Genomic DNA, 24,773 nt, shown 5'->3' on the forward strand with positions numbered 1-24,773 from the left:
TTGACATGGGATAGCGGGCCGGAAATGGTGGTTTGATATTGGATATCAATCGCGGCCGGGGCATCTGTAGCGCCATGAAAACGCTTCTTCTTTCCACGGCGTTCATCGCCGCCACCGCGCTTGCCCAACCGGCCGGCGCGGCCTGCTATGCCGACTACAAGGCCAAGCGGGACAACCCCCTGCAACTCCACTATGGTGTGATCGAATTGCCCGACCCGGCCTGCGGCTCGGTCGAGGATGCGACCCCCGTGGTGGCGGATCGGATCGGCACGGATGGCTGGACGCTCCTGGGCGTCCTGACGCTGTTCGGTGCCGACGGGCTGGAGGAGAAAGAAGAAAGTGCCGGAGACTTCTACCTTCGCTACTGACGCGAAACTGGGCGGCAACCGCGTGGTCGCCCTCGGCATCGCCGCGATCGTCGCGATCCTCGGGGTCGCGGCGCTGTTCCTGTTTCGCGCGCTGCCTGACGCAAACGCGTTCAACGCGCGGGTGGAGCGGATCTTTCTCGAAAACGATGCGCTGACCGGCCAGGCCGAGATCAAGCTGCTCGAAATCCTCGCCCAGTCCGGCACCGCCTTTTCCGACACGCTCACGAGCTACCGGGTGGTGATCTTCGTCCTGATGCTCTTCGCCGCCGCATTGCTTGTCGCGGCGCTCGTGTTCCTCGTGATCATAATCACGCTGAACCGTCGGATGGACGAGATCGAGCGCGCGGGCATCCAGGTCAATTCCCTGATCATCAGCCGCGAAGAGCGGACCGTCTACCTCAACAACATGGAATTCACGCTCACGGAGGCCGCGATCGAAACGTTGTCCGTGCTGGCCGAAGCGCGGATGGACGAGGACGTTCTGACGGGGGCCGAGCTCGAGGCGGTGATCTCCGGTCGCGATGCCAGCGATTGCGAGGAAGCCGCGGGCGCGACCCGGATCAAGCGGCTGCGCGATGCACTCGGCAACCAGATGATGGCGGAGCTGCTGGTCAAGACCATCGCCCGGCGCGGCTACATGCTTTCGATCGACAAGGACGTGATCCGGATGGTGTGATCAGCGCGTGCCTTCCGGCCGGCTGAAACCCCACATGAGCGCGAACTGCGCCAGCCAGTAGCTGGGCCAGACCAGCGCCCATTGCAGCGCGAGATACACGCCCTCGTTCGGCCAGACGAAGAGCCCCAGCGCGAGCACCGTGTCCGACAGGATGAAAAGCCCCGCCCCGGCGAGCAGCACGGGCATCTGCGCCCCCGGCCGCTGGGCGAGGGCCGACAGCCCCATGCCGATGATGATCACGAGATAGGCCATGACCGGCAGCCGGAGCGCCCCGGTCCCGTCCCACAGCAGCACGGCCATCACCGCGCCATAGACAACCAGCATCGCCATCGGCACGAACCGCGCCCGCCCGGAGAGCGCGAGAAACAGCCCGATGTAGAACAGGTGAGCCAGCGCGAAGGCGCCCATGCCAGCGATGAACCAGGTCTCGCCGGGCCGGCTGAGGCAGAAATCACCGAGCGCGCCCAATGCGAGCGCCGCCACCAGGAGCGGCCTGCGCTGCGGCAGCGCCGACATGGCGAGAAGCGCCACCGGGATCGTCTTCACGACCGAGTTCAGCATCGACCCGTCGCCCCCGATCGGCGGCACGAGCCAATAGACGAGCGCGACCAGCGCCGATGCGATCCAAAGGTAAATCATCCGTCCCCCCTGCCCGCCAGGCTAGCAGCGCGCACCGCGCGTCTCCCAGCGTTTTCCACCGCGCCGTTGCGTCACCCCCTCACCCCCGTGTCTCACATCGCGCGCTGCGATCAATCCGCTTACCGGGCGGCCGAACTGCCTCGGCCAAGCGGTGCCCAAAACGGGAGAGAGGCAACGCCCGTCGTGACCAAGGAACACGGTGGGCGCACATTACAGCATGACGCCATGCGACGTCCGAAAGGCGCTCGGGGTTGACATCGCAACCAAACTTGGTTCTTCTGTTGTCGTCGGCACGGAGGAAACGCCGGCACAGGGAGGACATCATGACATCCAGAATTATCCGCCTTTCGGCGGCCGCTACCCTTTTGCTTTCCACCGCCGTCGCGGGGCATGCCGAGACGATCAAGGTCGGCGTCGTCGCGCCCTTCTCGGGGCCCTTCGCGCTTTACGGCAAGCAGTTCCAGGAGGCGATCGAGGTCTACCAGGCGCAGCACGGCACCAGCGCCGGCGAGCACGAGATCGAGTTCATCTACAAGGACGTGGGCGGGCCGAACCCGGACCAATCGCGCGCGCTGACCCAGGAGCTCCTGATCAAGGACCAGGTCGACTACCTCGCGGGCTACGTGTTCACGCCCAACGCGCTGGCCGTCGCCCCGCTGCTCGACCAGTCCGAGACGCCGCTGGTGATCTTCAACGCGGCCACCAGCGCGATCAACGCGCAGTCCGACTTCTACCTGCGCACGTCCTACACGCTCTGGCAGGTCTCCGCCCCGCTGGCGGAATGGGCCTATGAGCAGGGCATCCGCGAGGTCGTGACGACCGTCACCGACTACGGCCCCGGCATCGACGCCGAGAACGCCTTCGTCGCGGCCTTCGAAGAAGCGGGCGGCACGATCCTGGATTCCATCCGGATGCCGCTGTCGACCACCGACTTCACGCCGTTCATCCAGTCGATCCGCGAACAATCGCCCGACGCGCTGTTCACCTTCCTGCCGGGCGGTCCCCCGACCTTCGGCTTCACCAAGACCTACAACGAGAACGGCCTGCGCGACGAAGGGATCATGTTCCTTGGCACCGCCGAGACCGAGGAGTCGAACCTCCAGGCCTTCGGTGACGCCGCGATCGGGCTCACGACCGCCTATCACTACTCGGCGGACCACGACTCGGACCTGAACCGCGAGTTCATCGCCAAGAACACCGAGTTGCACCCGGACTCGGTCACCAACTGGGCCACGATCGGCGCCTACGACGGCACGCACGTGATCTACCAGATGGTCGAGAACGCGGGCTCCGACGGCCCGGCGGCCGTGGAAAGCGTGCTCGGCATGGAATGGGAAAGCCCGCGCGGCCCCCTGACGATGGATCCCGAGACCCGGACCGTGATCCAGAACGTCTACATCCGCGAAGTGGAACGTGACGAGGAGAGCGGCCTGCTGGTCAACCGCGAGAAGGGCGTGATCGCCACCGTGGGCGACCTGGGCTGGCCCGAGTGAGACTGACCGCGGGCGGCCCATCGGGCCGCCCGCTTTCCCGAATACGACGCAGGCGCACATGTCGCTCTTTCTCAACATCCTGATCGACGGGATCGCCTACGGCATGATCCTGTTCATGATCTCGGTCGGCCTGTCGGTGACGATGGGGCTGATGCGGGTCATCAACCTCGCGCACGGCGGATTTGCCCTGGTCGGCGGGGCCGTGGCGCATTGGCTGATCATCGCGCAAGGCCTGTCGTTCTGGTTGGCCGCGCCCCTGGGCGTGGCGGCGGCCGTCGCGCTCGCCTGGCCGCTCGAGCGGCTGATCTATCGGCGCATCTACGGTTTCGGGGATCTTCAACAGGTGCTGGCCACCATCGGCCTGACCTTCCTGATGATCGCCACCGTCAACCGGCTCCTGGGCTCCACCCTGCTGGCGCTGCCCCTGCCCGAGCTTCTGGCCCAGAGTGTCGACCTCGGCTTCCGCACGCTGCCGCTGCACCGGCTGGTGGTGATCGGCGTGGGGTTGGCCGTGATCGCCGGGCTCTGGCTTCTTATCGACCGTACCCGTTTCGGCATCCGCCTGCGCGCCGCCGTGGACAACCGCGCCACCGCTTCGGCGATCGGGATCAACACGGGGCTGATCTATTCCGCGACCTTCTGCCTGGGCGCCGGGCTGGCGGCCCTGGGCGGTATCCTCGGGGCCGAGATGCTGCCGATCGAGGCCTATTACCCGCTGCGCTACATGGTCCTGTTCCTGATCGTGGTGGCCGTGGGCGGCATGGGCTCGATCTCGGGCTCGTTCACGGCCGCGCTTGGTCTCGGCATCCTCGACACCGCCACGCGGTACCTCGTGCCCGGTTTCGGCACCATCTTCTTCTACGGCTGCATCATCCTCTTCCTGGCGCTGCGGCCCAACGGTCTGTGGGGGCGCACGGCATGAGCGACACGACCCTGACCCCGAAACGCACGCGCACCATCGCGGGTATCCCGTTCCTGGGCGAAGCGATTCTCATCGCCGTCGTGATCGGGGCCTATTTCCTGTTTCCCTACAACCTCGCCTTCCTGACCCGCATCCTGATCATGGTGCTTCTCGTCCTGTCGCTCGACCTCGTGCTGGGCTTCGCGGGCATCGCCACGCTGGGACAGGCGGCGATGTACGGCACCGGCGCCTACGCGGCGGGGCTGTTCGCGGTGCATGTCACCGGGGCACCGCTGCCCGGGCTCGTGGTCGGCGCCGTGGCCGGTGCGGCGCTCGCCTTCCTGTCGGGCCTAGTCCTGATGCGCGCCAAGGGGCTGACGCTCATCATGCTGACCATCGCGGTCGCCTCGATCTGTCACGAGATAGCGAACAAGGCGCGGGACGTGACCGGGGGCGCGGACGGGCTGCGCGGCATCCGGATGGAGCCGGTCGCCGGCCTGTTCGAGTTCGATTTCATCGGCAAGACGGCCTACTGGTACGTCTTCGTGGTGGTCTTCGTCGTGTTCCTGCTGCTCAAGCGGTTGGCCAACGCGCCGCTGGGCCAGTCCCTGCGCGGTATCCACGAAAGCCCGGAGCGGATGGCCGCAATCGGCGCGCCGGTCTACCGCCGGCTGGTGCTGGCCTACACGCTGGGCGGCGGGATCGCCGGGCTTGCCGGCGCGCTGGCGGCGCAGGTGACGCAGCTCGTCAGCCTCGAGGTCTACAGCTTCAACCTCTCGGCCGAAGCGCTGATCATGCTGATCCTCGGCGGCACCGGGCGGCTCTACGGCGCGATCATCGGAACGGTGATCTTCATGACGGTGCACCACGTCGCCGCCGCCGCCGATCCGTTCAACTGGCTGTTCCTGATCGGGCTGATGGTGCTGGGCGTCGTGTTCTTCCTGCCCAAGGGGCTGGCGCACCTCCCGACGGCGCTGACGCGACTGGTGCGGGGGCGGACATGACACAGGCAACCGGACTCCGCGTGCGTGGGCTGAACAAGAATTTCGGCGGCCTGACCGTGGCGCAGGACATCAACCTCGACCTGCCGCCGGGCGCGCGCACCGCGCTGATCGGGCCGAACGGGGCGGGCAAGACGACGTTCTCGAACCTCATCACCGGCATCCTCACCCCGAGCGCTGGGGAGATCACGTTGAACGGCCACGACCTGCGCGCGCTGAACGAAGCGCAGAGGGTCAAGGCGGGCGTCGCCAAGACGTTCCAGATCACCACGCTCTTTCGCGACCTCACGGTGCGCCAGAACCTGCGGCTCGCCCAGCAGGAACGCGACGGCCGCGCGCAATCTTGGTTCAGGCGCGCCGATAGCTGGCCCGAGGCCGAGGACGAGATCGACGCCCAGCTTGCCGCCTTCCGGCTTTCTGACATGGGCGACAAGCGGGTCGATGACCTGGCCTATGGCCAGCAGCGGCTGGTCGAGATGGCGATGACGCTGATGCTGAAGCCCCGCGTGCTGATCCTCGACGAGCCGGCCGCGGGGGTGCCGTCCTCGGACAGCCACCTGATCACGGACGCGATCGAGCGGCTGCCGGACGACCTGGCCGTGCTGATCATCGAACACGACATGAAGCTCGTCTTCCAGGTCGCGCGCTCGATCGTCGTGCTGGTGAACGGCGCGATCCTGACGCAGGGCACGCCCGACGAGATCGCGGCCAACCAGCAGGTGCGCGACCTGTACCTCGGAGGGCACCATGACTGAGCCGATCCTGTCTCTCGAAAACGTCGTCGCCGGCTATGGCGACACCACGGTGCTGCACGGCATCAGCTTCGATGTGCCCGCGGGCGAGCGGCTGGCGATCATCGGGCGCAACGGGGTGGGCAAGACGACGCTTCTCAAGACCGTGATGGGGCTCACACGGCTGCATTCCGGCGAGATCCGCATGAGCGGCGAGGTCATCAACAAGGTGCCCCCGCACCGACGCGCGGGCACCGGGCTCGGCCTCGTGCCGCAGACGCGCGACATCTTCCCGTCGCTCAGCGTCGAGGAGAACCTGCTTTCCGGCATGAAGGGCGACGCGACCCTGGAGGAGGCCTACGACCTGTTCCCCCGCCTCAAGGAGCGCCGGCGCAACGGCGGCGGGCAGCTGTCGGGCGGGGAGCAGCAGATGCTCGCCATCGCGCGCACGCTGATGGGGCGGCCGGCGGTCCTGATGCTGGACGAACCGCTCGAAGGGCTGGCGCCGGTGATCTGCGACATGTTGATGGAGACGTTCGAGACGCTGGCCGCGGACGGCCGCCACACGCTGCTGCTGGTCGAGCAGCACACCGAGCTGGCGCTCGCCTTCGCCGACCGTGTCATCATCCTCGACGCGGGCGCGGTGGTCCATGACGGCCCGGCCCAGGCGCTGCGCGACGATCCCGCGATTCTTGAACGTCACGTCGGTGTCGGTCTTGCCGAGGTCTGATCTCGCCCGTTCCCCGACGTGGCGGGTCACGGGACCCGCGGGGTCCGCCACCGCGCAGGGTCGAAAGGGAGACGCGTTTTGAAAGACGACAGGTCAGCCTGCCCCGAGGGCCGAATCTCGAACCCGACGCGCCGGCACCCGGACGGGCGGGACGTGGTCGATATCGACACCTATATCCCGTATTTCCTGTCCTCGGTGAACAATGCCCTCTCGCTCGGCGCCTCCTCCGAATACCTGAAGACCTTCGGGGTCGGCATCGCCGACTGGCGCGTGATCTCGATGCTGGCGATCGAACCGGGCATTCCCGCCGCGCGCATCGTCGAGGTCATCGCCATAGACAAGGGCGCGACCAGCCGCTCGCTCAACAAGCTGGACGAGCTGGGGTTGGTGGAATTCGAGACGATGGCCAGCGACCCGCGGCGACGGATCTGGGCGTTGAACGACGAAGGCTACGAGATGCACGACCGCATTCTGGCCGCCGCCCTGGAGCGCGAGAAGAAGCTGATCGAGGGGGTGGATCCGGACGACCTCGAGGCGTTCCTGCGCGTGATCCGCATCATGCGCCGCAACGTCGACCGGCTCTGAGGAATGTCGCCCCGGGCGGCGCCCGGGACGACGAAGGGGATCAGGCTTCGGCCTTGAAGCGGGCGACGAGCTCGTCCGGGATCGGCGCGGACTTGATGCCGCGCTCGGGGTCCTTGACCGTCCAGACGCGGGTTTCCGTGCCCTCGACGCAGACCTTGCCGTCCTTGGTGAGCGTGTGGCGGATGTCGAAGCTGCGCTCCTTCACCTCGGCGATTTCGGTGGTGATCTCCACGTCGTCGCCGTAGCGGCAGGGCGCCTTGAAGGTGGCACGGGTGTCCACGAGCGGACAGCCTGCCGCGTCGAACTTCGCCAGCATCTCCTGCTTGGGCCAGCCCGCGGCCTCGTAGAGCATCGTCGTGCCGTGGTCGAACCAACGGAAGAACTGCGGGTTGAAGACGATGCCGGCGGGGTCGCAATCGCCCCATTCGACGCGGCGGGTGAGGGTGCTCTTCAGCATCACTTGTTCCTTTCGTCGAAGACGCGTTTCGCCTTCATTTCGGTCTTGGGCAGCGTGTCGGGCGCGACCACCTCGACGGCGCAGCGGATTTCGCAATGCGAGCGGATCGCCTTGGCGATCTCGTCGGACTTGCCCTGGTCCGGGTGTTCCACGACCACGGTCATCACGTCGAGCCCGTCATCCTTGGTGGTGAGCCGGATCTGGAATTCGTCGCCCGTGCCCGGGTAGGCGCGCACGGCTTCCTCGATCTGGACCGGGAAGAACTTGATGCCGCGCAGGTTGATGAGGTCGTCCGACCGCCCCGTGAGGCAGCCCATGCCGCGCACGTGGCTGCGCCCGCAAGCGCAGGGTTCGTGGCTGAGGCGCGTGTAGTCGCCCACGAGGAAACGCAGCTGCGCCGAGCTTTCCGAGTTGAGGTTGGTGCAGACCGTGAGGCCGCGCTCGCCCTCGGCCACCGGGTTCAGCCCGTTCGGGTCCACCGTTTCCCAGACCTGGATGTCCTCCATCAGGTGGATGAAGGGCTCGTCGCCTTCCTGGTATTCCGGGCAGGAGTACCCGCCGCAATGGGGCGAGGCCTCGGTGCAGCCGTAGAATTCGAGCGACTTGGCGCCCCAGAGATCCTGGATGCGCTCCAGCGTGCCCGAGACGCCGGAGAAGGGCTCGCCCCCGGTGACCAGCCATTTCACGGAGGTCTTCGCGGGGTCCTTGCCCATGTCCTGCATCACCCGGCCCAGGTAGAGCAGGTAGGAGGGCGTGCAGATCAGCGTCGTGGGGTTGAAGCGTTCGATCATCGCGGCGCGCGCCTGGCCGTCCATGCCGCCGCCGGGCACCACCGGCAGGCCCATCTTGGCCAGCGTGTATTGCACGCCCCAGGCGAAGACGTGCGGGCCGAAGCCGACCATCGGGAGACCGCTGTCGCCCTTGCGCAGACCGCCGGAGTAGAGCGCGCGGGCGTTGGCCTGTTCCCAGTACTGGCGGTCGAAATGCGTGTAGCGGAAGACGCGCGGCGTGCCGGTGGAACCGGACGAGGAGAAGAGCATCCAGCCCCGGTCGGCCCATTCGGCCTCACCGCAGGTGGTGTAGGTGCCATAGGGCGGGTGCGCCTCGGCGTCTTCCATCATTTCCTGCTTGGTCACGACCGGCCAGTTGGCGATCATGCTGTCCACATCCCGAAGGTCCGTCGGCGCGACGCCGAGCCTGTCGAAGCGGCGGCGGTAGAAGTCGCTGTTTTCATAGAGAAACGGCGCAACGGCGGCGATCTTTTCGTCCTGCACCGCGCGGATCCAGTCGCGCGACCAGGTGTCTTTCTCGGACCAGTAGTTTTCGTTCAGCGGCGTTTCGCGGTCCTCGTGGTACTTCTCCAGCACCGCTTTCCACGCCGTGCGGGTCTCATCGGCCCGGCTCGTTGGATGTGTCATGTTTTCCTCCCAAAAAACGTGCCCGGCGGCGCACCGCCGGGCTGATCCCTCAGCGCACCTCGACGATCACGGCCATGCCGGTGTCGCCCGCCGCGCAGCCCTGGAACAGGCCGATGCCGCCGCCGCGCAGCTCGAGCTCCTCGATCATCTCGATGATGGCGCGGACGCCGGTCGGGCCCTGCGGGTGGCCCCAGATCAGCGAGGAGCCGTAGTTGTTCATGTCCTTCCAATCGAGCTGGAAGGCCCGGGCGAAGGCGATATCGTTCACCGCGAAGGGGTTGTGCGACTTGATGACGTCGACCTGGGCCATGTCGAGCCCCGCACGCTCCAGCGCCTGCTTGGCCGCGAGGATCGGCGCGGCGGGCATGAAGGCCGGGTCTTCGCGGCCGGAGCCGGTCGACAGCACCTTGATGGTGGGACCGCCCGGGACCGGGGAAAGCTCCTTCGCCTTCTCCTCGGTCGCCGTCATGACGATCGCCGCGTTGCCGTCGGCCGGGTGCGTCTGGCCCGCGAAGGTGACGGTGCCGCCCTCGCGCATTGGTTTCAGACCCGCCATCTTCTCGGGCGCGGTCGGGTAGATGCCCTCGTCGCCCTCGAGCACCTTCATGGTCTTGCGGTACTTCGCGTCCGGCACTTCGAACTCGGCCGCCATGTAGCGCTTCTGGAACGCCCGGTCGTCGGCCAGGGCGGCCTGGTACTGCTCGTGACGGTAGAGCGCCACGTCGTGCTGCTCCTCGGTCGTGATGCCGAACTTCCTGGCCACGTTTTCCGCGGTGTCGACCATGGCGCACTTGGCGAAAGGGTCGTCCATGAAGTTGTCGAACATCACGTTCTCGGTCACGCCCGCGCCGCCTGGCGCGTGGGGCGCGGGGTAGTAGACCTGCGCGGCGTTCGACGTCTTGTCGCCCGACATGAGGAGCGACACCTCGCTGTTGCCCGCCGCGATCTCGCCCATCCCGGTGGCCACGAGCCGCGCGCCGGTGGCGCAGACCTGGTTGATGGTGGGGCCCGGCAGGTGCTCCGCCCCCATCATCGCTGTGACCCAGGGAAGGCCGTAGAAGGAATGGTGCTGGATCATCGTGATCCCGAGCGCCGCGAAGTCGAACAGGTCGAGATCGAGATTGCGCGCGGCGAGTTCCTTCTTCGCCGTGTGGGCCAGGAATTCCATCGAATGAAGATGCGAGAGCGACCCCTGCCAGCGGGCAAAGGGCGTCGACCAATACGCACCGTAGGGAATGTAGGCTGCCATGATTGTCCTCCTCCGCCGCCGGGCGCGGGCCCGGGGTCCTTCTCGGATGGATGCCCCGGCAGCGGACCGCCGGGGCATCCGGATCTTACGCGTCTTCGAGCGAGCCGCGCTTGATGCCGATCTCGGAGCGGTAGCTCTGCGCCGCCTTCGAGATCGGGCTGGGCGCGACGGTGGCGCGGATCTTCACCTGGCGGTGCGGCTCGACGTTGCCGTCGCTGCGCGACCCGCCGCCGTCCTCGCCCCAGATGAGCACCACCTCGGTGCCCGGCTCGGCGAAGTCCATGTCGACCGAAGCGAGCGACATCATCGCGCGTTCGTTCGCGGTGTAGGCCGGGTAGGTGGCCAGGCCGATCAGGTTGCCCTCCGTGTCCTCGACCCGGTCGTAGTGCATCCGGGCGATGGCCGCGAGCGGCATGGTGATCGGCAGCGGCGGTGTCTCGCCGGTGTCCTCGAGCATCGACTGCTGCACCTGCATCACGTCGTCCGCGTTCCAGACCAGCGTCACCTTCTTGCGGTGCGGCTTGTCCTTCATCGCCTCGAGCGCCTCGCGCCCAATGTAATCGTGGTCGAACTTGATGATGTGGCCATAGTTCACGTCGTAGGGCGTGACGTAGTAATCCTCGATGTTCTCGGAATAGAGGCTCCCGCCCAGCGACATCCGCATCGAGGCGTGCTTGGGCGACATCCACTGGCGATAGCCCTCGGTCCCCTGCCCCGTGTAGACGCCCGACACCGGCACGGCCCACCAGCCGGACTCAATGACGGTGGTGAAGTAGGCGATGGAGCCGACCATGCGCAGGTCGTATTTCTTGCCCGTCTTCTGGATCAGGCGCTTCACGTCACGGTATTCATCCCACGGCCCGTAGATCTCGAGGCCGGGCATCCCGCCCATCGAGTGGCGCATGCCACGCGCGGTATGGTCGCCCAGCTTGATCTCGGCCGACTTGAAGAACTTGATCTCGGGCAGCGGACCGCCGTTCAGCTCTTCCAGAAGCTCCCAGGCTTTCGGGCCCTCGACCTGGAAGCGGTAGAACTCGCGACGCTTGTTCTTGTTCAGCGTCCACATCGGGTCGAGCTCGGTCGTGACGTCGTAATCGAGCGTCTCGGCGTTGTACTGCACCCAGTCGGTGGTCGCCGGGTTGCCCACGACCATGTAGTCGTTCTCGGCCATGTGGTAGAGGATCGCATCGCCGATCAGGTAGCCCTCGGGCGAACAGCAGACGAGCTGCTTGGCCGCGCCGATCTCGAAGTTCTTGAACGTGTTGACCGACAGGTACTGCGTGAAGGCCAGCGCGTCCGGGCCGCGCACGTGGAGCGACTGCATATGGTAGCTCTGGTCATGCACCGCGATCGAGTTGCGCCAGGCGAGCTGTTCGTCGCGCCAGGTGGTGAACTCGGGACGCACGCCATCGCCCGGCATCATCTGGGTGTAGATGGTGAGCGCGTTTTTCGGCGGGTTCTTGAAAAGGTGATCGGTGACGTTCGGAATGGTCTCCATCAGCTCCGCGAGCGACTGGGGACCGTCGGATTGAATGGCCATGAGTGTCCTCCCTCCATGACGAAAATGGGCGCAGGCCGCGTGCGAGACGTGCCGGACCCCTTGCGGATGATCGGAGCACATCACGTGTTGCGCTGTCAACGCATTGGACAATGCGGCAGCCGAGTTGCGATGTCAACCCAAGGTTCACCCTGCGTCGATCAAAGTCGCGGCGCACCGGATATCGTTCTGCAGGATGCCTGGCGATCCCGGCAGGATTCGAACCTGCAACCTGCCCCTTAGGAGGGGGCTGCTCTATCCAGTTGAGCCACGGGACCGCGCGCAGGCTTGATGCCTCGCGCCCCGCGGCACGTCAACTCATTCCGGGTAATCCGCGTCACGCGGTTTCTTGCGCAGCGTGTCGCCGTGTTCGATCTTGGGCGTGAGCTCGATGTTCTGGCCGCTCGGCCCCGCCTCGTCGCCCTCGACGCGCGCCAACACGATCTCGGCTGCCTTGCGCCCGATCTCTTCGCGGCAACTGTCCATCGTGGCCAGCCGGCGCGGCAGCCCCTGAAGAAGCTCGACCCCGTTGAACCCGGCCAGGCCCAGGTCGTTGGGCACGTCGATCCCGTTCTCGAGGCAATAGAGAAGCCCGCCGGCCCCGATCATGTCGTTCGAGTAGTAGAGGAAATCCAGGTCCGGCGACCGTTTCAGGATCGTCTCGGTCATCTCGCGCCCCTTGCCCAGCGCCGATCCGCCCTCGTAGAATTCCTGGTCGGCGATCTCGAGCCCGGCCTTGGCCAGCGCTTCGGTGAAACCTTCGAACCGTTTGCGGGCGCGGTGGTCGAGCGGCATCTTGGTCCCCAGGAACCCGATCCGGCGGTAACCCGCCTTCAGGATCGCCTCGGCCATCATGCGCCCCGCACGGCGGTGGCTGATGCCGACCGCAGCGTCGATCGGGGTGCCGTCCGTATCCATGATCTCGACCACGGGAATGCCCGCCCCGCGCAGCATCGCCTTGGACGCGTCGGAATGTTCGATGCCGGCGATGATCACACCCGAGGGCCGCCAGGACAGCATCTCGTAGAGCACTTTTTCCTCGCGATCCTTGCGGTAGTTCGTGACCCCCACGACCGGTTGAAGCGGCGTGTCGTCCAGCACGTCGGAGATCGCCGAGAGTACCTCGGGAAAGACCATGTTCGACAGCGACGGGATGATCACCGCCACCAGGTTGACCCGCTGGCTGGCCAGCGCTCCCGCGATCTTGTTGGGCACGTAGCCCAGCGATTTGGCCGCCTCGAGCACTTTCTGGCGCGTCGCCTCGGACACGTCGCCCCGGTTGCGCAGCACCCGGCTGACCGTCATCTCGCTCACCCCCGATGCCTCGGACACGTCGCGCAGGGTCAGGGGGCGTTTCGCGGGTTCGGCCATGTCATGTCCTCTCGTGCTCGTTATGCTCCCGATGTTAGGCGGGGAACCGTGGCGGCGAAAGTCCTTTTTCCATGGATGTTACCGACGTTGATACCCGCTAACACGAAACCGCCGGGACATCGCGCCGGACGTGCGCCCGTCCGGTCCTGCGCGGCCGTGGCGCGGCAGGTGGGACAGCACATTTCAAACGGGAGAAGGTCTCAGAGCAGGCGCGCCACCAGGTCGGCATGCACCCCGGCGCCGCCCGCGACCACGCCGTTGACCTGCGGATGACGGTTGTTGAAGGCCAGCCGCCCGCCCTTGCGATCGCTCACCTGCCCCCCGGCCTCGGCCACCAGGAGCGCGCCGGCGGCCACGTCCCATTCCCAGGTCGCGCGCAGGGTCAGCATCGCGTCCTTGCGCCCTTCGGCCACCAGCGCCATGCGGTAGGCCAGCGACGACCGGAACTGCGGTTTGAAATCCGGCACCGCTGCATCGCGCCAGTTGTGCGGCTCCATCACGGGGCGTGCGGCCAGCACCTCGGCGCCCGCGAGCGCGCCCCGGTGCGAGGCCCGCACGGGCTCGCCGTTCAGGGTGCATCCCGCACCCTCGGCGGCAGCATAGAGACGGTCATGCATGGGCAGGTAAACGACCGCGGCCGTCACCCGCCCGCCGGTCACGACGGCCAGGGAATGCGACCAGGTCGGATTGCCTTCGATGAAGGCGCGGGTGCCGTCGATCGGATCGACGACGAAGACCTCGTCGGTCTCGAGCCGGTCAGTGGCGTCCGGCGTTTCCTCGGACAACCAGCCATAGCCGGGGCGCGCATCGCGCAGCCGCGCCTTGAGCATCTCGTCGACCGCAAGGTCGGCCTCGGTCACCGGCCCCTGCCCGCCCGACTTGTCCCATTGCTTCGGGTCGCGTCGGAAGAACCCTTTCGCGATCTCGCCCGCCGCGCGGGCGGCGTCAGCCAGAAGATCGCGGTCAGCTCCCGGCAAGGGTCATCCCTTCGACCAGGAGCGAGGGCACCTGCCGCGACTTGTGCAGCTCCGCGTCGTTTGCCGGGGTGATCCGCATCAGCATGTCGAGCAGGTTTCCGGCAACGGTGCATTCGTTCACCGGGTAGGCGATTTCGCCGTTCTCGATCCAGAACCCGAAGGCCCCGCGCGAATAGTCGCCGGTGTTCGGATTGATGGTGGAGCCGATCAGCCCGGTCACGAGGAGGCCCGTACCGATCTCGGCCATCAGCTCTTCGCGGCTCTTGTCACCCGGGGTGAGCCGGATGTTCGAAGCGCCCGGCGACGGCGGCGCGCCTGTGCCGCGCCCGGCGTTCCCGGTGCTCTCGAGCCCCAGCTTGCGCGCGGTGGCAAGGTCCAGGATCCAGCCGTTGAGGATGCCGTTCTCGACGAGCGCGCGGTCCTGCGTCGGCAACCCTTCGGCGTCGAAGGGGCGCGAACCGGTAGCGCGCACGCGATGCGGGTCCTCGATCAGCGACAGCGCTGCGGGCAGAACCTGTTCGCCCATCTTGTCGCGCAGGAAGGACGAGCCGCGCACGATGGAGCTGCCGTTGATCGCCGACAGAAGGTGCCCGATGAGCGACGCCGAAACGCGCTCGTCGAAGATCACCGGGTAGCTACCGGTATGCGGCTGACGCGCGCCGCGCCGCGCCGCGGCGCGTTCGCCGGCGATACGTCCGATTTCCTCGGCGGATGGCAGGTCGGCCTGGAAGATGCGCGACTCGCCGTTGAAGTCACGCTCCATCTCGGCCCCGGTCCCGGAAATCGCGGCCAGCGATATCGCGCGCGTCGTGCGCCCGTAGCCGCCGGAAAACCCGTTCGACATCGCCAGGTGTATGTCCGTGCGCCCGTAGCCGGCCGAGGTGCCCTGCACCTGGCTTACGCCGTCGACCGCCAGCGCCGCGGCCTCGGCCGCGCGCGCGTCCTCTTCCAGCGCCTGCGGGTCGGGTTCGGGGCTGTCGTCGGCGATCTCGAGCGCGGCGATGTCCCAGTCGGTCGCGTATTGCGACGGGTCGGCAAGCCCGATGGTCGGGTCCTCCGGCGCCTCGCGCGCCATCGCGACGGCGCGGGCGGCCATTTCGGCGATCGTGTCCGCAGAGATGTCCGAGGCCGAGACGTTCGCCTGTCGGTGGCCGATCATCACGCGCAGGCCGATGTCGACCCCTTCGGAGCGTTCGGCCTGTTCCAGCGTGCCCTTGAGCACGTCGATGGACAGCGACGTGCCGGAGACCGCCATCGCGTCGGCACTGTCGGCGCCCGCCTGCCGGGCGGCATCGAGAAGCTGCTGGGTGAGATCGGAGAGCGAAGCCTTCATGTCGGTCCTTTCGGGGTTTGGTTTCAGGTAACCGCGGATCACACGCCCCGCAAGGGTCGGGCACTGGTGAAGCCTGCGCCCGCGCATTAGGGTCCGGTCAAAACAGGGGAGAAATCCGATGGACATGACAGGCAAGACGGTGGTGATCACCGGGGCCAGCCGGGGCATCGGCGAAGCCGCCGCCCGGGTCTTCGCCGAGGCAGGCGCGAACGTGGCGCTGCTGGCGCGCTCGGGCGATGCGCTGGCCACGCTGGCCGAAGAGCTGGGCGAGGGCGCGCTGGCGCTCGAATGCGATGTCGCCTCGTTCGAATCGGTGCAGAACGCGGTGGACGAGACCATCGGCCGTTTCGGCGGCGTCGACGTGCTGATCAACAACGCCGGGGTCATCGAACCGATCGCCCATATGGCCGACAGCGATCCCGACGACTGGGACCGGGTAATCGATATCAACCTCAAAGGCGTCTACCACGGCATGCGCGCCGTCCTGCCCGCGATGCAGAAGGCGCGCGGGGGTACGATCCTGACCATCTCTTCGGGGGCCGCGCATGGCGCCCTGGAAGGCTGGAGCCACTACTGCGTATCAAAGGCGGGCGTCCACATGATGACCAAGGCGCTGCACAAGGAAGAGGTCGGCAACGGCATCCGCGCGATCGGCCTCAGCCCCGGCACGGTGGCGACCGAGATGCAGCGCGAGATCAAGGCCTCCGGCGTGAACCCGGTAAGCCAGCTCGACTGGTCGGACCACATCCCCGCCGACTGGCCCGCCAAATGCCTGCTGTGGCTGTGTGGCCCGGACGGCGACGCCTGGCTCGGCCAGGAAGTATCGCTGCGCGACGAGGACGTGCGCCGTGCCGTGGGACTGGTCGCATGATCCGGCTGGAGCGCGATGGCGCGCTGTGGGTCGTCACCCTAGACCGGCCCGACAAGGCAAATTCGTTGACCCGCGAGATGCTCGAGGAGCTGGCGAAGATCGCCGAGGCGGCCGCCGAGGACGCGCAGGTGCTGGTGCTGACCGGCGCGGGCCGCGTCTTCTCGGCCGGCGCCGACCTCGACGAGGCGCGCGCGGGGCTCGCAACCTCGCCGCTGTGGGAGCGGCTGTCGGGCGCCATCGCCGGTGCGCCGATCCTGACCATCGCCGCGCTGAACGGCACGCTTGCGGGCGGCGCGATGGGCATGGCGCTGGCCTGCGACCTGCGCATCGCGGTGGCCGAGGCGAAGTTCTTCTATCCGGTCATGAAGCTCGGTTTCCTGCCGCAACCTTCGGACCCGAAGCGGCTTGCGGCCCTCGTGGGCCCGGCGCGCGCCAAGATGATCCTGATGGCCGGACAGAAGGTCCGCGCGGAGGAAGCGCGTGACTGGGGCCTCGTCGACCGGATCGTCGAGGGTGACGTGGTCGACGCGGCGCGGGAGCTGGCGGCGGACGCTTTGGCGGCGCGGCCCGAGCACGTGGCCGGGATCAAGGGGCTGATCTGATTTCAGCGTCAGGGGCTGCCCGTCTGACAACCGGGATATTTCGGACCGGAAAGCCCTAGCGCCGGGGGCGCCGTTTGCCTTCACTGCGCGACAGGAAGGCGGGCGGGCGCTTGGCGACCCACCTGGCGAACTTCGCGATCCGGGGATGGGTCAGAAGCGCCTCGGGCGTGTTGTAGAGGCGCGCGAGCTCCGCCTCCGACAGCGTCGCGTGGATTTCCTTGTGGCAGATGTGGTGGAGCAGGACGGTGGGCCCATCCTTCCCGCCCTTCAGGCGCGGGACGAGGTGATGGCGCGACTGCGGCACGTCCGGCGGGATTGGCCGGCCGCAGATCGGGCAGATCGGGTCGCTTGTGTCGCCCTGCGCTTCCATGCACAGAAGGTGGAATGAACGAACGCGCACGGCAAGCATTGGTGATCGGGGCGGGGCCGGCCGGCCTGATGGCGGCCGAAGCGCTGGCGCGCGGGGGCTGCAACGTGGTGATCGCCGAGGCCAAGCCCTCGGTCGCGCGCAAGTTCCTGATGGCGGGCAAAAGCGGCCTCAACCTCACGAAGGACGAGCCGGCCCAGCGCTTCCTGGGCGCCTTTACAGGCAGCTGCGCGCCGCTGGTGCGGGACGCCGTCGCGGATTTCGGCCCCCAAGCGGTGGCCGATTGGGCGCGCGGGCTGGGGCAGCCGGTCTTCACCGGGTCGTCGGAGCGGGTGTTTCCCGAAGCGATGAAAGCCTCGCCCCTTCTGCGGGCCTGGTTGGGGCGGCTCGACGGCGTCGAGATCCGCACGCGCTGGCACTGGCGCGGATTCGAGGACGATGGCTACGCCTTCGACACGCCGGGCGGGCCCGTGGTGGAACACCCGGACTTGTGCATCCTTGCGCTCGGTGGGGCGAGCTGGGCGCGGCTGGGCTCGGACGGGGCGTGGGTTCCGTGGCTCGCGGCGCGGGGCGTGGACATCGTGCCGTTCGCGCCGGCCAACGCCGGGCTGAAGGTCGACTGGTCGGCGCATATGGCGAAGCAGTTCGGCGCACCGGTCAAGGTGGCACGGCTCACGGCCGGGGACACGTCGGTGCGCGGAGAATTCGTGATCTCGTCACGCGGCCTCGAGGGGTCGGCGATCTACGCCGTATCGCGTCCCGTGCGCGAGGGCGCGCCGTTGACGTTGGACCTGTGCCCGGACTGGACGCGGGACGAGGTCGCGCGACGCCTGGCCCGCCCGCGCGGCAAGGCGACCGTGGCCGCCCATCTGCGAAAGACGCTGAAGCTGGACCCCGCCCGGCTGGCGCTCCTGATGGAGTTCGGACGTCCCCTGCCCGACGACCTCGCCCCGCTGATCAAGGCGCTGCCCGTTCGCCACGACGGGCTGCGGCCGCTGGACGAGGCGATTTCGTCCGCCGGGGGGATCACCGCCGGGGCGCTGGACGGCTACGCGGTGCGCGCCGTGCCGGGGCTCTTCGCCTGCGGCGAGATGCTGGATTGGGAGGCGCCGACGGGCGGCTATCTCCTCACCGCCTGCTTCGCGACGGGGCGGGCGGCGGCGCTGCAGGCGTTGGGTTAGCTCTTGGCCAGCGCCGCGGTGCGCCGGAAGGCATCGCGGCCGCGCATGCGCTTGGCGAAGGCGTTGAACACCTCGTTCTCCAACGGATACTTCGCGGCATGGGCCCAGCTCGCGCAATGGGCGGCGAGGATGTCTGGCACCGTCATCGTGTCGCCGGTCAGGAACGGCTGGTCGCCCAGCATGGCGGCGCAGCGGTCGACGGACTGGGCGAACTCCCATTTCAGCGAATCGCGGATCTCGGGCATGCGGCGCTCTTCCGGCAGAACGAAGACGTGGCGCGCGCCCATCCAGAGCAGCGCATCCATCTCGTCGATGAGGAAATTGGTGATCGCATCCTGGCGCGCGCGTTCGATGGTGCCCGCCGCGTAGGTCAGGGCCCCGTGCCGGTCGGCGAGGAATTCCATGATGGCGACCGAATCCGTGATCGGTTCGCCATCCACGAGCATCACCGGCACCTTGCCGGAGCGGTTGTGCTGCGTCACCTCCGGGCTGCGCGGGCCGGCCTTGATCCAGTCATAGTGTTGGCCGATCTCCTCGAGCATCCACAGGACGCGGAACGCGCGGGTGTCGAGCTTGCCGATAACGGTGTACATGCGGTGTCCTCCCTTTGGGTGAAAGGGAGGCACGGTGGCGGTCGTGCGGCAAGCGTGACGTGGCGACGAGCGCGCGGCCTTGGGGCGGCCACGCCTCCCGCAACGGCGGTTTTTCACTTTTCCGGTTTTCCGGAAAACCGGAAAAGCGATGGGTGAGGCAACCTCGATATTCCAGATGGTTGCGAGCCCCGTTGAGGCGCGGTTTCACCTGTTCTCAACGTTTTCAGTGAAGCGCCATCCCCGGCTCACCCCCGCGCGGCCATGAAGGCCAGCCGGATCAGTGTGCGTTCGATCAACGCCATCTGTGGCGCTTTCGAGGTCGAGCGCAGCGTCAGGTCCGCCTCGATGATCATGTCGAGCGCCGTCTCCAGCTTCGATGCGCCCCAACGGCTCGCCTGCCGGGTCATCCGGTCGCGCGACTTGAAATGAACCGGCGGGCGGGCACGGAAGATGCCCTTGTTCGGCCCCTCCGGGTCGCTGGCCGCCATGTGCAGCGTGCGGAAATGGTTGGTCGTGGCGATCGCCAGCCGCGTGGGGGCGATTCCCTGCGCCTCGAGCCGCGACAGGAGCGGCCCCAGCTCCGGCGCGCGCCCCTCGGCCGTGGCATGCAGCAGGTCGTCGAGCACCGCCTCGGTCGAGGCGGGCGCGCAGGCCTGCACGTCGTCGGGCGTCACGGTCGACGGATCGCCGAGCTTGTAGAGCGACAACTTCTCGACCGTTTGGCGAAAATCGCCGGGATCGAGCGCGCGTGCCAGCGCTTCGAGGTCGCGCATCGCCTCCCCGTCGACGTTGTTGAGCCCGGCCTTCGACAGCTCCGTCTGGACCTCGTCACGCGACATCGGGTCGTCGTAGATGCCGACGGCGAAGGCAAAGGGATGTTTCTCGAAGTATTTCCGCAACTTGCCGGTGGGCTTCAGGTTGCCCGCGGTGACCACCACGTGCGCGTCGCCCGATTGCCAGTCCTCTAGCGCCGGGATGATCTTGTCGGCCAGCGCATCGGTCGCATCCTCGACGAAGACCGCACGCGGGCCCGGGAAGAAGCCCTGCGCCTTGACCGCGTCGGAGAGTGCGGCGGGGTCCTGGCGCAGCTCGCCCGCGAGCATGCGGGTGAGGCGCATTTCCTCCTCCGCACTCTCGCCCAGCAGGTTCTTGAGAAGATCCTGCCGTTTCAGCGCCACGCGCATGGCGTCGGTGCCGAAGATCAGCGTGCCGGTGGTGTCCGGCGCGGGCTTTGCGAAGTGGCGGTTGGCCTCGTGGGTCTTGAGCTTCATGCCCGCACTTTGGCGTTACGCCACCACATTCACAATCCGGCCCGGCACCACGATCACCTTTTTCGGCGCGGCGCCGTCGAGCGCGCGCTTCACGCCCGCGGTCTCGAGCGCCAGCTTCTCGACCTCGTCCTTGCCCATGTCCTTGGCGACCGTGATCTCGTCACGCCGCTTGCCGTTCACCTGGATCGGCAGCGTCACGGTGTCCTCGACCAGCATCGCCTCGTCAGCCGCCGGCCAATCGGCCTCGGCCACAAGACCCTCGCCGCCCAGCATCGACCAGACTTCCTCGGCCAGGTGCGGGGTCATCGGGGCCATGAGCTGCGCCATCACGCGCATGGCCTGCTTGCGCGTCTCGGCCCCGGCCTTCGACTTGGCGAGGGTGTTGGTGAAGCCGTAGAGCTTGGCGATCGAGGTGTTGAAGGCAAAGCCCTCGATCCCGTCGGTGACCGCCTTGATGGTCTTGTGCATTTCGCGCAGCAGCGCCTCGTCACCCTCGCCGGCCCCGGTCGCTTCGGCGATCTCGGCGGCGATGCGGTAGACGCGGGCGAGGTGCTTGGACGCGCCTTCCGCGCCCGACGCGGTCCATTCCACGTCCCGCTCGGGGGGCGAGTCGGACATGACGAACCACCGCGCGGTGTCGGCGCCGTACTGTTCGATGATCGCAAGCGGATCGACCACGTTCTTCTTGGATTTCGACATCTTGGCAGAGGGGATGATCTCGACCGGCTCGCCGGTGGCCTTGAGCCGTGCGCCCTCTTCGGTCTCTTCCACGTCCTCGGGGAAGTGGTAGACCGCGCGCCCGTCGGCATCCCGCGTCTGGTAGATCGCGTGCGTCACCATGCCTTGGGTGAAGAGCGCGTTGAACGGCTCCTTGGACTTCTCCGGCAGGTGGCCGCAGATGTGCATCGCGCGGGCGAAGAAGCGCGAGTAAAGCAAGTGGAGAATCGCGTGCTCGATGCCGCCGATGTACTGGTCGACGTTCATCCAGTAGTCGGCCTCTTCCATCACCGTCGGCGTCTCGGCGCGCGGCGCGGTGAAGCGGGCGAAATACCACGAGCTGTCCACGAAGGTGTCCATCGTGTCGGTCTCGCGCCGCGCGGGCTTGCCGCAGGACGGGCATTCGCAGTCGCGCCACGTCGGGTGACGGTCCAGCGGGTTGCCCGGCGTGTCGAAGCTGACATCGTAGGGCAGTTCGATCGGCAGGTTCTCTTTCTTCTCCGGCACCACGCCGCAGTCGTCGCAGTGGACGACCGGAATCGGGCAGCCCCAGTAGCGCTGACGGGAGAGGCCCCAGTCGCGGAGACGGTACTGGGTGTGGCCCGTGCCCCAGCCCTGTTTCTCGGCGAACTCGACGGTGGCGGCGATCGCCTCTTCCCCGGTGGCCACGTCGAGACCGGCGAAATGGTCGACCCACTTCACCTTTTCCGTCTTGGGCGGCACGAATGCCTCGTTCTCGACCGGCTTGGGGTCGTCGAGGGCGAAGAACGTGTCGATGACCGGCAGGCCGTACTTCCGGCAGAAGTCGAGGTCGCGCTGGTCATGCGCCGGGCAGGCGAAGATCGCGCCGGTGCCGTAATCCATGAGGATGAAGTTCGCGATCCAGACCGGCAGTTCCCAGTCCGGATCCAACGGGTGTTTGACGGTGAGGCCGGTGTCATAGCCCAGCTTCTCGGCCGTCTCGATGGCTTCGGCGGTCGTGCCGCCCTTGCGGGCCGTGGCGCAGAACTCGGCGACCTTGGGATCGGCGGTTTCCAGTTCGCGGGCCAGCGGGTGATCGGGAGAGATCCCCACAAAGCTCGCGCCCATGAGCGTGTCGGGGCGGGTGGTGTAGACCTCGATCGGGTCGCCGCCGTCGGTGCGATCGAACGCGAATCGCAGACCCTGGCTCTTGCCGATCCAGTTCGCCTGCATCAGGCGCACCTTTTCCGGCCAGTCCTTGAGCGTGTCGATGGCCTCCAGCAGTTCCTCGGAGAAATCGCTGATCTTGAAGAACCACTGGGTAAGCTCGCGACGCTCGACCTCGGCGCCAGAGCGCCAGCCCTTGCCGTCGATGACCTGCTCGTTCGCCAGCACGGTCATGTCCACGGGGTCCCAGTTCACCACGGCGTTCTTACGGTAGACGAGGTCTTTCTCGAGGAAATCGATGAAGAGCGACTGCTGCTGTCCGTAATATTCGGGGTCACAGGTGGCGAATTCGCGGGTCCAGTCCAGCGACCAGCCCATCGGCTTCATCTGCGCCTTCATCTCTTCGATGTTGTCGTAGGTCCAGTCCTTCGGATGACCCCCGGTGGCCATCGCCGCGTTTTCGGCCGGCATCCCGAAGGCGTCCCACCCCATCGGGTGCAGCACGGAGAAGCCGGAGGCGTTCTTGTAGCGCGCGACGACGTCGCCCATCGTGTAGTTGCGCACGTGGCCGATATGGATGCGGCCCGAGGGATAGGGAAACATCTCGAGAACGTAGAACTTCGGCTTGTTCGGATCGCGGACGGCCTGGAAGGTGCCGGCCTCGTCCCAGGCGGCCTGCCATTTCGGCTCGATGGTCGATGCGTCGTAGCGGGACATTTCTTCTGGTCCTTCGGAAAAACAAAAACGCCGGGCTGGGCCCGGCGCTTGGTCTACTTGGATGCGTGCCCGGGGTCTACCCGCGTTACAGGTTGTAGTCCTGGATGCGCAGCTGACGGGCCCGGCCGAGGATTGCGTCCTCGATCGCGTGCTGGGTGGCGCTCGAAACGGCCCGGCCGCCGCGCGTCTGCAGCGCGACGTTGAGACCGCGTGCGTCGAGTGCCGGATCGGAAACGTGCACGGTGGCACGGTAGGCCTGCCCGCCACCAGGCGGGGTGCCATAGCCGAAGACGATGACGCCGGTGAACGGGTCTGCGGCTTCGATGGGCATGAAGTCGAGAACGTCGAGCGAAGCGTTCCACAGGTACTTGTTCACCTCGACAGTGGTGTTCGGATCGTCCGTGTCCGTGAACAGGTCCCAGATCGTCTCGCGGCCCTCCTCGCGCGCGGCGCGCTCCGGACGCGGCACCTGGGTGCCGTCGATCGCGGTCACCGTGTCGCTTTCGTTCCCGCCGAACATGTTGGAAATCCCGCCGGAGCAACCGGCCAGCGCGACCAGACTGCCAAGAAGGAGTGCCTTCGCGGTGAGCCGCCCATATGTCATGTGAATGCCCCGTTCCATCGTTTGCTCCTACCTACCCAAGCGAAAAAGCTCGGGCAAGCGTTTTCCCGGACAACGGATGGTAGGGCCCGTGGCCGGCGACTCCATATATACGCGACTTGGCCGCCCGAACCGCCGCGATTTCCGCCCCAGTGAAGGGGACTGTGGCAACTCTGCACCACGCCGCGAAGCTTTGAGATCGGCGCGCGGGCCGCGCTTGCATCGAAAGCCCGAAAGAGAGAGGAAACAGCATACTCAATTCGGATTCCCCTGAATTGAGGTGCACCTTTAGATAAACGAGGGAAAACGAAATGAAAAAGATTCTTCTCGCTTCGACGATGCTGGTGGGCACCACCGGTTTCGCCGCTGCTGACGTCTCGCTGACCGGTGCCGCCTACGTGGGCGGTGCTTACTCCTGGGTCACCGGCGGCGCCACCACCGGTCCGGTCATCGACTTCCGCACGTCGTTCCGCGCTGGCATGATGACGACCACCGACGGCGGCCTGGAAGTGGGCGCTGGCATGGTTGTGCTTGGGCCGTTCTTCAACATGGAGAAAGACCCGGACGACGTCGACTTCGGCACCTACACCGCGTTCTCGGGCATCACCCTTGCCGCTTCGAACGTCTACATGTCCGGCGAGTGGGGCAAAGTTAACGTTGCCTACAACTCGAACGCCGACGGCGCTTCGTCGACCCCGGGCGACTGGGAACTGACCACCACCTACACCAACACTTGGGGCGCCTTCGGCGTTGAAGTGTACGGCGTGTGGGAAAACAACGCGGTTGCCACCACCAACGGTGACTTCGGCGCCAAAGGCACCTACTCGTTCGGCGACTACTCGGTCTACGTCGAGTACGGCTACGACGCCAACGATGGCGGTGCGTTCTCGCACAACATCGGCGCCGGTGCCTCGCTCGCCATGAGCGGCTTCTCGGCCAACGCCGATGTCGACTACGACCTGACCAACAACGCTTGGGGCTGGCACGTCGACGTGGGCTACGCCACTGGCCCGTACTCGGTCATGGCGTTCCTGAACGACGGCCTGAACTACGGCGTCGAAGGTGCTTACGACCTCGGCGGCGGTGTGTCGATCAAAGCTGGCTACGCCGGCAACCAGGCGACCACCACCAACGCTGTCTACGCTGGCGTTTCGATGGCGTTCTAATCCAACCGGATTTGAACAGGGAAGAGCGGGCCTTGCGCCCGCTCTTTTCTTTTTGGGCCTCTCGTGGTTTGTCAGGGCGAAACGAGAGGTGAC

General features: G+C 66.9%; 25 protein-coding genes and 1 tRNA gene. 12 read left to right on the forward strand and 14 right to left on the reverse strand.

The window, feature by feature from the left end; translation table 11 throughout:
• Positions 1-74: 74 nt before the first annotated feature.
• Both GQE99_RS18845 and GQE99_RS18850 read left to right on the forward strand, forming a co-directional pair.
• Positions 75-368: a hypothetical protein gene (locus GQE99_RS18845; protein WP_161353481.1), complete on the forward strand. Its 294-nt coding sequence runs from the start codon at positions 75-77 to the stop codon at positions 366-368.
• The gene (locus GQE99_RS18850) at positions 340-1,044 is read left to right on the forward strand and encodes a winged helix-turn-helix domain-containing protein (protein ID WP_161353483.1); all 705 of its coding nucleotides are present in this window, start codon (positions 340-342) and stop codon (positions 1,042-1,044) included. The genes GQE99_RS18845 and GQE99_RS18850 overlap by 29 nt, the downstream gene beginning before the upstream one ends.
• Here GQE99_RS18850 and GQE99_RS18855 read toward each other — a convergent pair whose 3' ends face one another.
• On the reverse strand, positions 1,045-1,683 hold the full coding sequence (locus GQE99_RS18855; protein ID WP_161353485.1) for a lysoplasmalogenase: 639 nt from the start codon (positions 1,681-1,683) through the stop codon (positions 1,045-1,047).
• Between the two features lie 323 nt (positions 1,684-2,006).
• On the opposite strand from GQE99_RS18855, the gene GQE99_RS18860 reads away from it, so the two are divergent.
• The 6 genes from GQE99_RS18860 to GQE99_RS18885 all read left to right on the forward strand — a co-directional run bounded on the left by GQE99_RS18860 (position 2,007) and on the right by GQE99_RS18885 (position 7,124).
• A complete protein-coding gene (locus GQE99_RS18860) occupies positions 2,007-3,176 on the forward strand; it encodes an ABC transporter substrate-binding protein (RefSeq protein WP_161353486.1) in 1,170 nt (389 codons plus the stop codon).
• A 58-nt stretch (positions 3,177-3,234) separates the two neighbouring features.
• Entirely contained in the window at positions 3,235-4,098 is an 864-nt protein-coding gene (locus tag GQE99_RS18865; protein WP_161353488.1) for a branched-chain amino acid ABC transporter permease, read from the forward strand.
• Entirely contained in the window at positions 4,095-5,081 is a 987-nt protein-coding gene (locus GQE99_RS18870) for a branched-chain amino acid ABC transporter permease (protein WP_161353490.1), read from the forward strand. The genes GQE99_RS18865 and GQE99_RS18870 overlap by 4 nt, the downstream gene beginning before the upstream one ends.
• The gene (locus GQE99_RS18875) at positions 5,078-5,833 is read left to right on the forward strand and encodes an ABC transporter ATP-binding protein (protein ID WP_161353492.1); all 756 of its coding nucleotides are present in this window, start codon (positions 5,078-5,080) and stop codon (positions 5,831-5,833) included. Before GQE99_RS18870 ends, GQE99_RS18875 begins: the two co-directional genes overlap by 4 nt.
• Positions 5,826-6,539 (forward strand): ABC transporter ATP-binding protein, encoded by a 714-nt coding sequence (locus GQE99_RS18880; protein ID WP_161353494.1) that lies wholly within the window; start codon positions 5,826-5,828, stop codon positions 6,537-6,539. The genes GQE99_RS18875 and GQE99_RS18880 overlap by 8 nt, the downstream gene beginning before the upstream one ends.
• Before the next feature lie 78 nt (positions 6,540-6,617).
• Complete coding sequence (locus tag GQE99_RS18885; RefSeq protein WP_161353496.1) at positions 6,618-7,124, forward strand: MarR family winged helix-turn-helix transcriptional regulator; 507 nt, start codon at positions 6,618-6,620, stop codon at positions 7,122-7,124.
• A gap of 40 nt (positions 7,125-7,164) precedes the next feature.
• On the opposite strand, the gene GQE99_RS18890 is transcribed toward GQE99_RS18885, so the two are convergent.
• From GQE99_RS18890 to GQE99_RS18925, 8 genes are all read right to left on the reverse strand, one after another.
• On the reverse strand, positions 7,165-7,581 hold the full coding sequence (locus tag GQE99_RS18890; protein ID WP_161353498.1) for an acyl-CoA thioesterase: 417 nt from the start codon (positions 7,579-7,581) through the stop codon (positions 7,165-7,167).
• Positions 7,581-8,999 carry a phenylacetate--CoA ligase family protein gene (locus tag GQE99_RS18895; RefSeq protein WP_161353500.1) on the reverse strand — a complete coding sequence of 473 codons (1,419 nt, stop codon included), beginning with the start codon at positions 8,997-8,999 and terminating at the stop codon, positions 7,581-7,583. Before GQE99_RS18895 ends, GQE99_RS18890 begins: the two co-directional genes overlap by 1 nt.
• Before the next feature lie 49 nt (positions 9,000-9,048).
• Entirely contained in the window at positions 9,049-10,248 is a 1,200-nt protein-coding gene (locus tag GQE99_RS18900; RefSeq protein ID WP_161353501.1) for a thiolase family protein, read from the reverse strand.
• A gap of 85 nt (positions 10,249-10,333) precedes the next feature.
• Complete coding sequence (locus GQE99_RS18905) at positions 10,334-11,788, reverse strand: aminomethyl transferase family protein (protein WP_161353503.1); 1,455 nt, start codon at positions 11,786-11,788, stop codon at positions 10,334-10,336.
• Between the two features lie 198 nt (positions 11,789-11,986).
• Positions 11,987-12,063 (reverse strand) — tRNA-Arg (locus GQE99_RS18910).
• Positions 12,064-12,103: 40 nt separating this feature from the next.
• Positions 12,104-13,156: a LacI family DNA-binding transcriptional regulator gene (locus tag GQE99_RS18915; RefSeq protein WP_161353505.1), complete on the reverse strand. Its 1,053-nt coding sequence runs from the start codon at positions 13,154-13,156 to the stop codon at positions 12,104-12,106.
• Between the two features lie 200 nt (positions 13,157-13,356).
• A complete protein-coding gene (locus GQE99_RS18920; protein WP_161353507.1) occupies positions 13,357-14,133 on the reverse strand; it encodes an inositol monophosphatase family protein in 777 nt (258 codons plus the stop codon).
• Positions 14,120-15,466 carry a TldD/PmbA family protein gene (locus GQE99_RS18925; protein WP_161353509.1) on the reverse strand — a complete coding sequence of 449 codons (1,347 nt, stop codon included), beginning with the start codon at positions 15,464-15,466 and terminating at the stop codon, positions 14,120-14,122. Before GQE99_RS18925 ends, GQE99_RS18920 begins: the two co-directional genes overlap by 14 nt.
• A gap of 118 nt (positions 15,467-15,584) precedes the next feature.
• Between GQE99_RS18925 and GQE99_RS18930 the strand changes: the two genes are divergently transcribed.
• Positions 15,585-16,337, forward strand: a complete 753-nt coding sequence (locus tag GQE99_RS18930) for an SDR family oxidoreductase (protein WP_161353511.1) — start codon at positions 15,585-15,587, stop codon at positions 16,335-16,337.
• Entirely contained in the window at positions 16,334-16,939 is a 606-nt protein-coding gene (locus GQE99_RS18935) for an enoyl-CoA hydratase/isomerase family protein (RefSeq protein ID WP_161353513.1), read from the forward strand. Before GQE99_RS18930 ends, GQE99_RS18935 begins: the two co-directional genes overlap by 4 nt.
• A gap of 55 nt (positions 16,940-16,994) precedes the next feature.
• Here the strand turns inward: GQE99_RS18935 and GQE99_RS18940 are convergent, their stop codons facing one another.
• Positions 16,995-17,309 (reverse strand): HNH endonuclease, encoded by a 315-nt coding sequence (locus GQE99_RS18940; RefSeq protein WP_161353515.1) that lies wholly within the window; start codon positions 17,307-17,309, stop codon positions 16,995-16,997.
• Positions 17,310-17,323: 14 nt separating this feature from the next.
• Here GQE99_RS18940 and GQE99_RS18945 point away from each other — a divergent pair, with 14 nt between their 5' ends.
• Positions 17,324-18,487, forward strand: a complete 1,164-nt coding sequence (locus GQE99_RS18945; protein ID WP_161353517.1) for a TIGR03862 family flavoprotein — start codon at positions 17,324-17,326, stop codon at positions 18,485-18,487.
• Here GQE99_RS18945 and GQE99_RS18950 read toward each other — a convergent pair.
• The 4 genes from GQE99_RS18950 to GQE99_RS18965 all read right to left on the reverse strand — a co-directional run bounded on the left by GQE99_RS18950 (position 18,484) and on the right by GQE99_RS18965 (position 23,517).
• Entirely contained in the window at positions 18,484-19,080 is a 597-nt protein-coding gene (locus tag GQE99_RS18950) for a glutathione S-transferase family protein (protein WP_161353519.1), read from the reverse strand. The genes GQE99_RS18945 and GQE99_RS18950 overlap by 4 nt on opposite strands.
• 245 nt (positions 19,081-19,325) lie before the next feature.
• Positions 19,326-20,351, reverse strand: a complete 1,026-nt coding sequence (gene holA / locus GQE99_RS18955) for a DNA polymerase III subunit delta (protein WP_161353520.1) — start codon at positions 20,349-20,351, stop codon at positions 19,326-19,328.
• Between the two features lie 15 nt (positions 20,352-20,366).
• A complete protein-coding gene (leuS, locus tag GQE99_RS18960) occupies positions 20,367-22,913 on the reverse strand; it encodes a leucine--tRNA ligase (protein WP_161353522.1) in 2,547 nt (848 codons plus the stop codon).
• 85 nt (positions 22,914-22,998) lie between these two features.
• The gene (locus GQE99_RS18965; RefSeq protein ID WP_161353753.1) at positions 22,999-23,517 is read right to left on the reverse strand and encodes a DUF3576 domain-containing protein; all 519 of its coding nucleotides are present in this window, start codon (positions 23,515-23,517) and stop codon (positions 22,999-23,001) included.
• Positions 23,518-23,825: 308 nt separating this feature from the next.
• Between GQE99_RS18965 and GQE99_RS18970 the strand changes: the two genes are divergently transcribed.
• Complete coding sequence (locus tag GQE99_RS18970) at positions 23,826-24,680, forward strand: porin (RefSeq protein WP_161353524.1); 855 nt, start codon at positions 23,826-23,828, stop codon at positions 24,678-24,680.
• The last annotated feature ends 93 nt before the right edge of the window (positions 24,681-24,773 follow it).

Origin of the sequence: Maritimibacter harenae (assembly GCF_009882975.1) — a bacterium.
In the GTDB taxonomy this organism is placed as follows: domain Bacteria; phylum Pseudomonadota; class Alphaproteobacteria; order Rhodobacterales; family Rhodobacteraceae; genus Maritimibacter; species Maritimibacter harenae.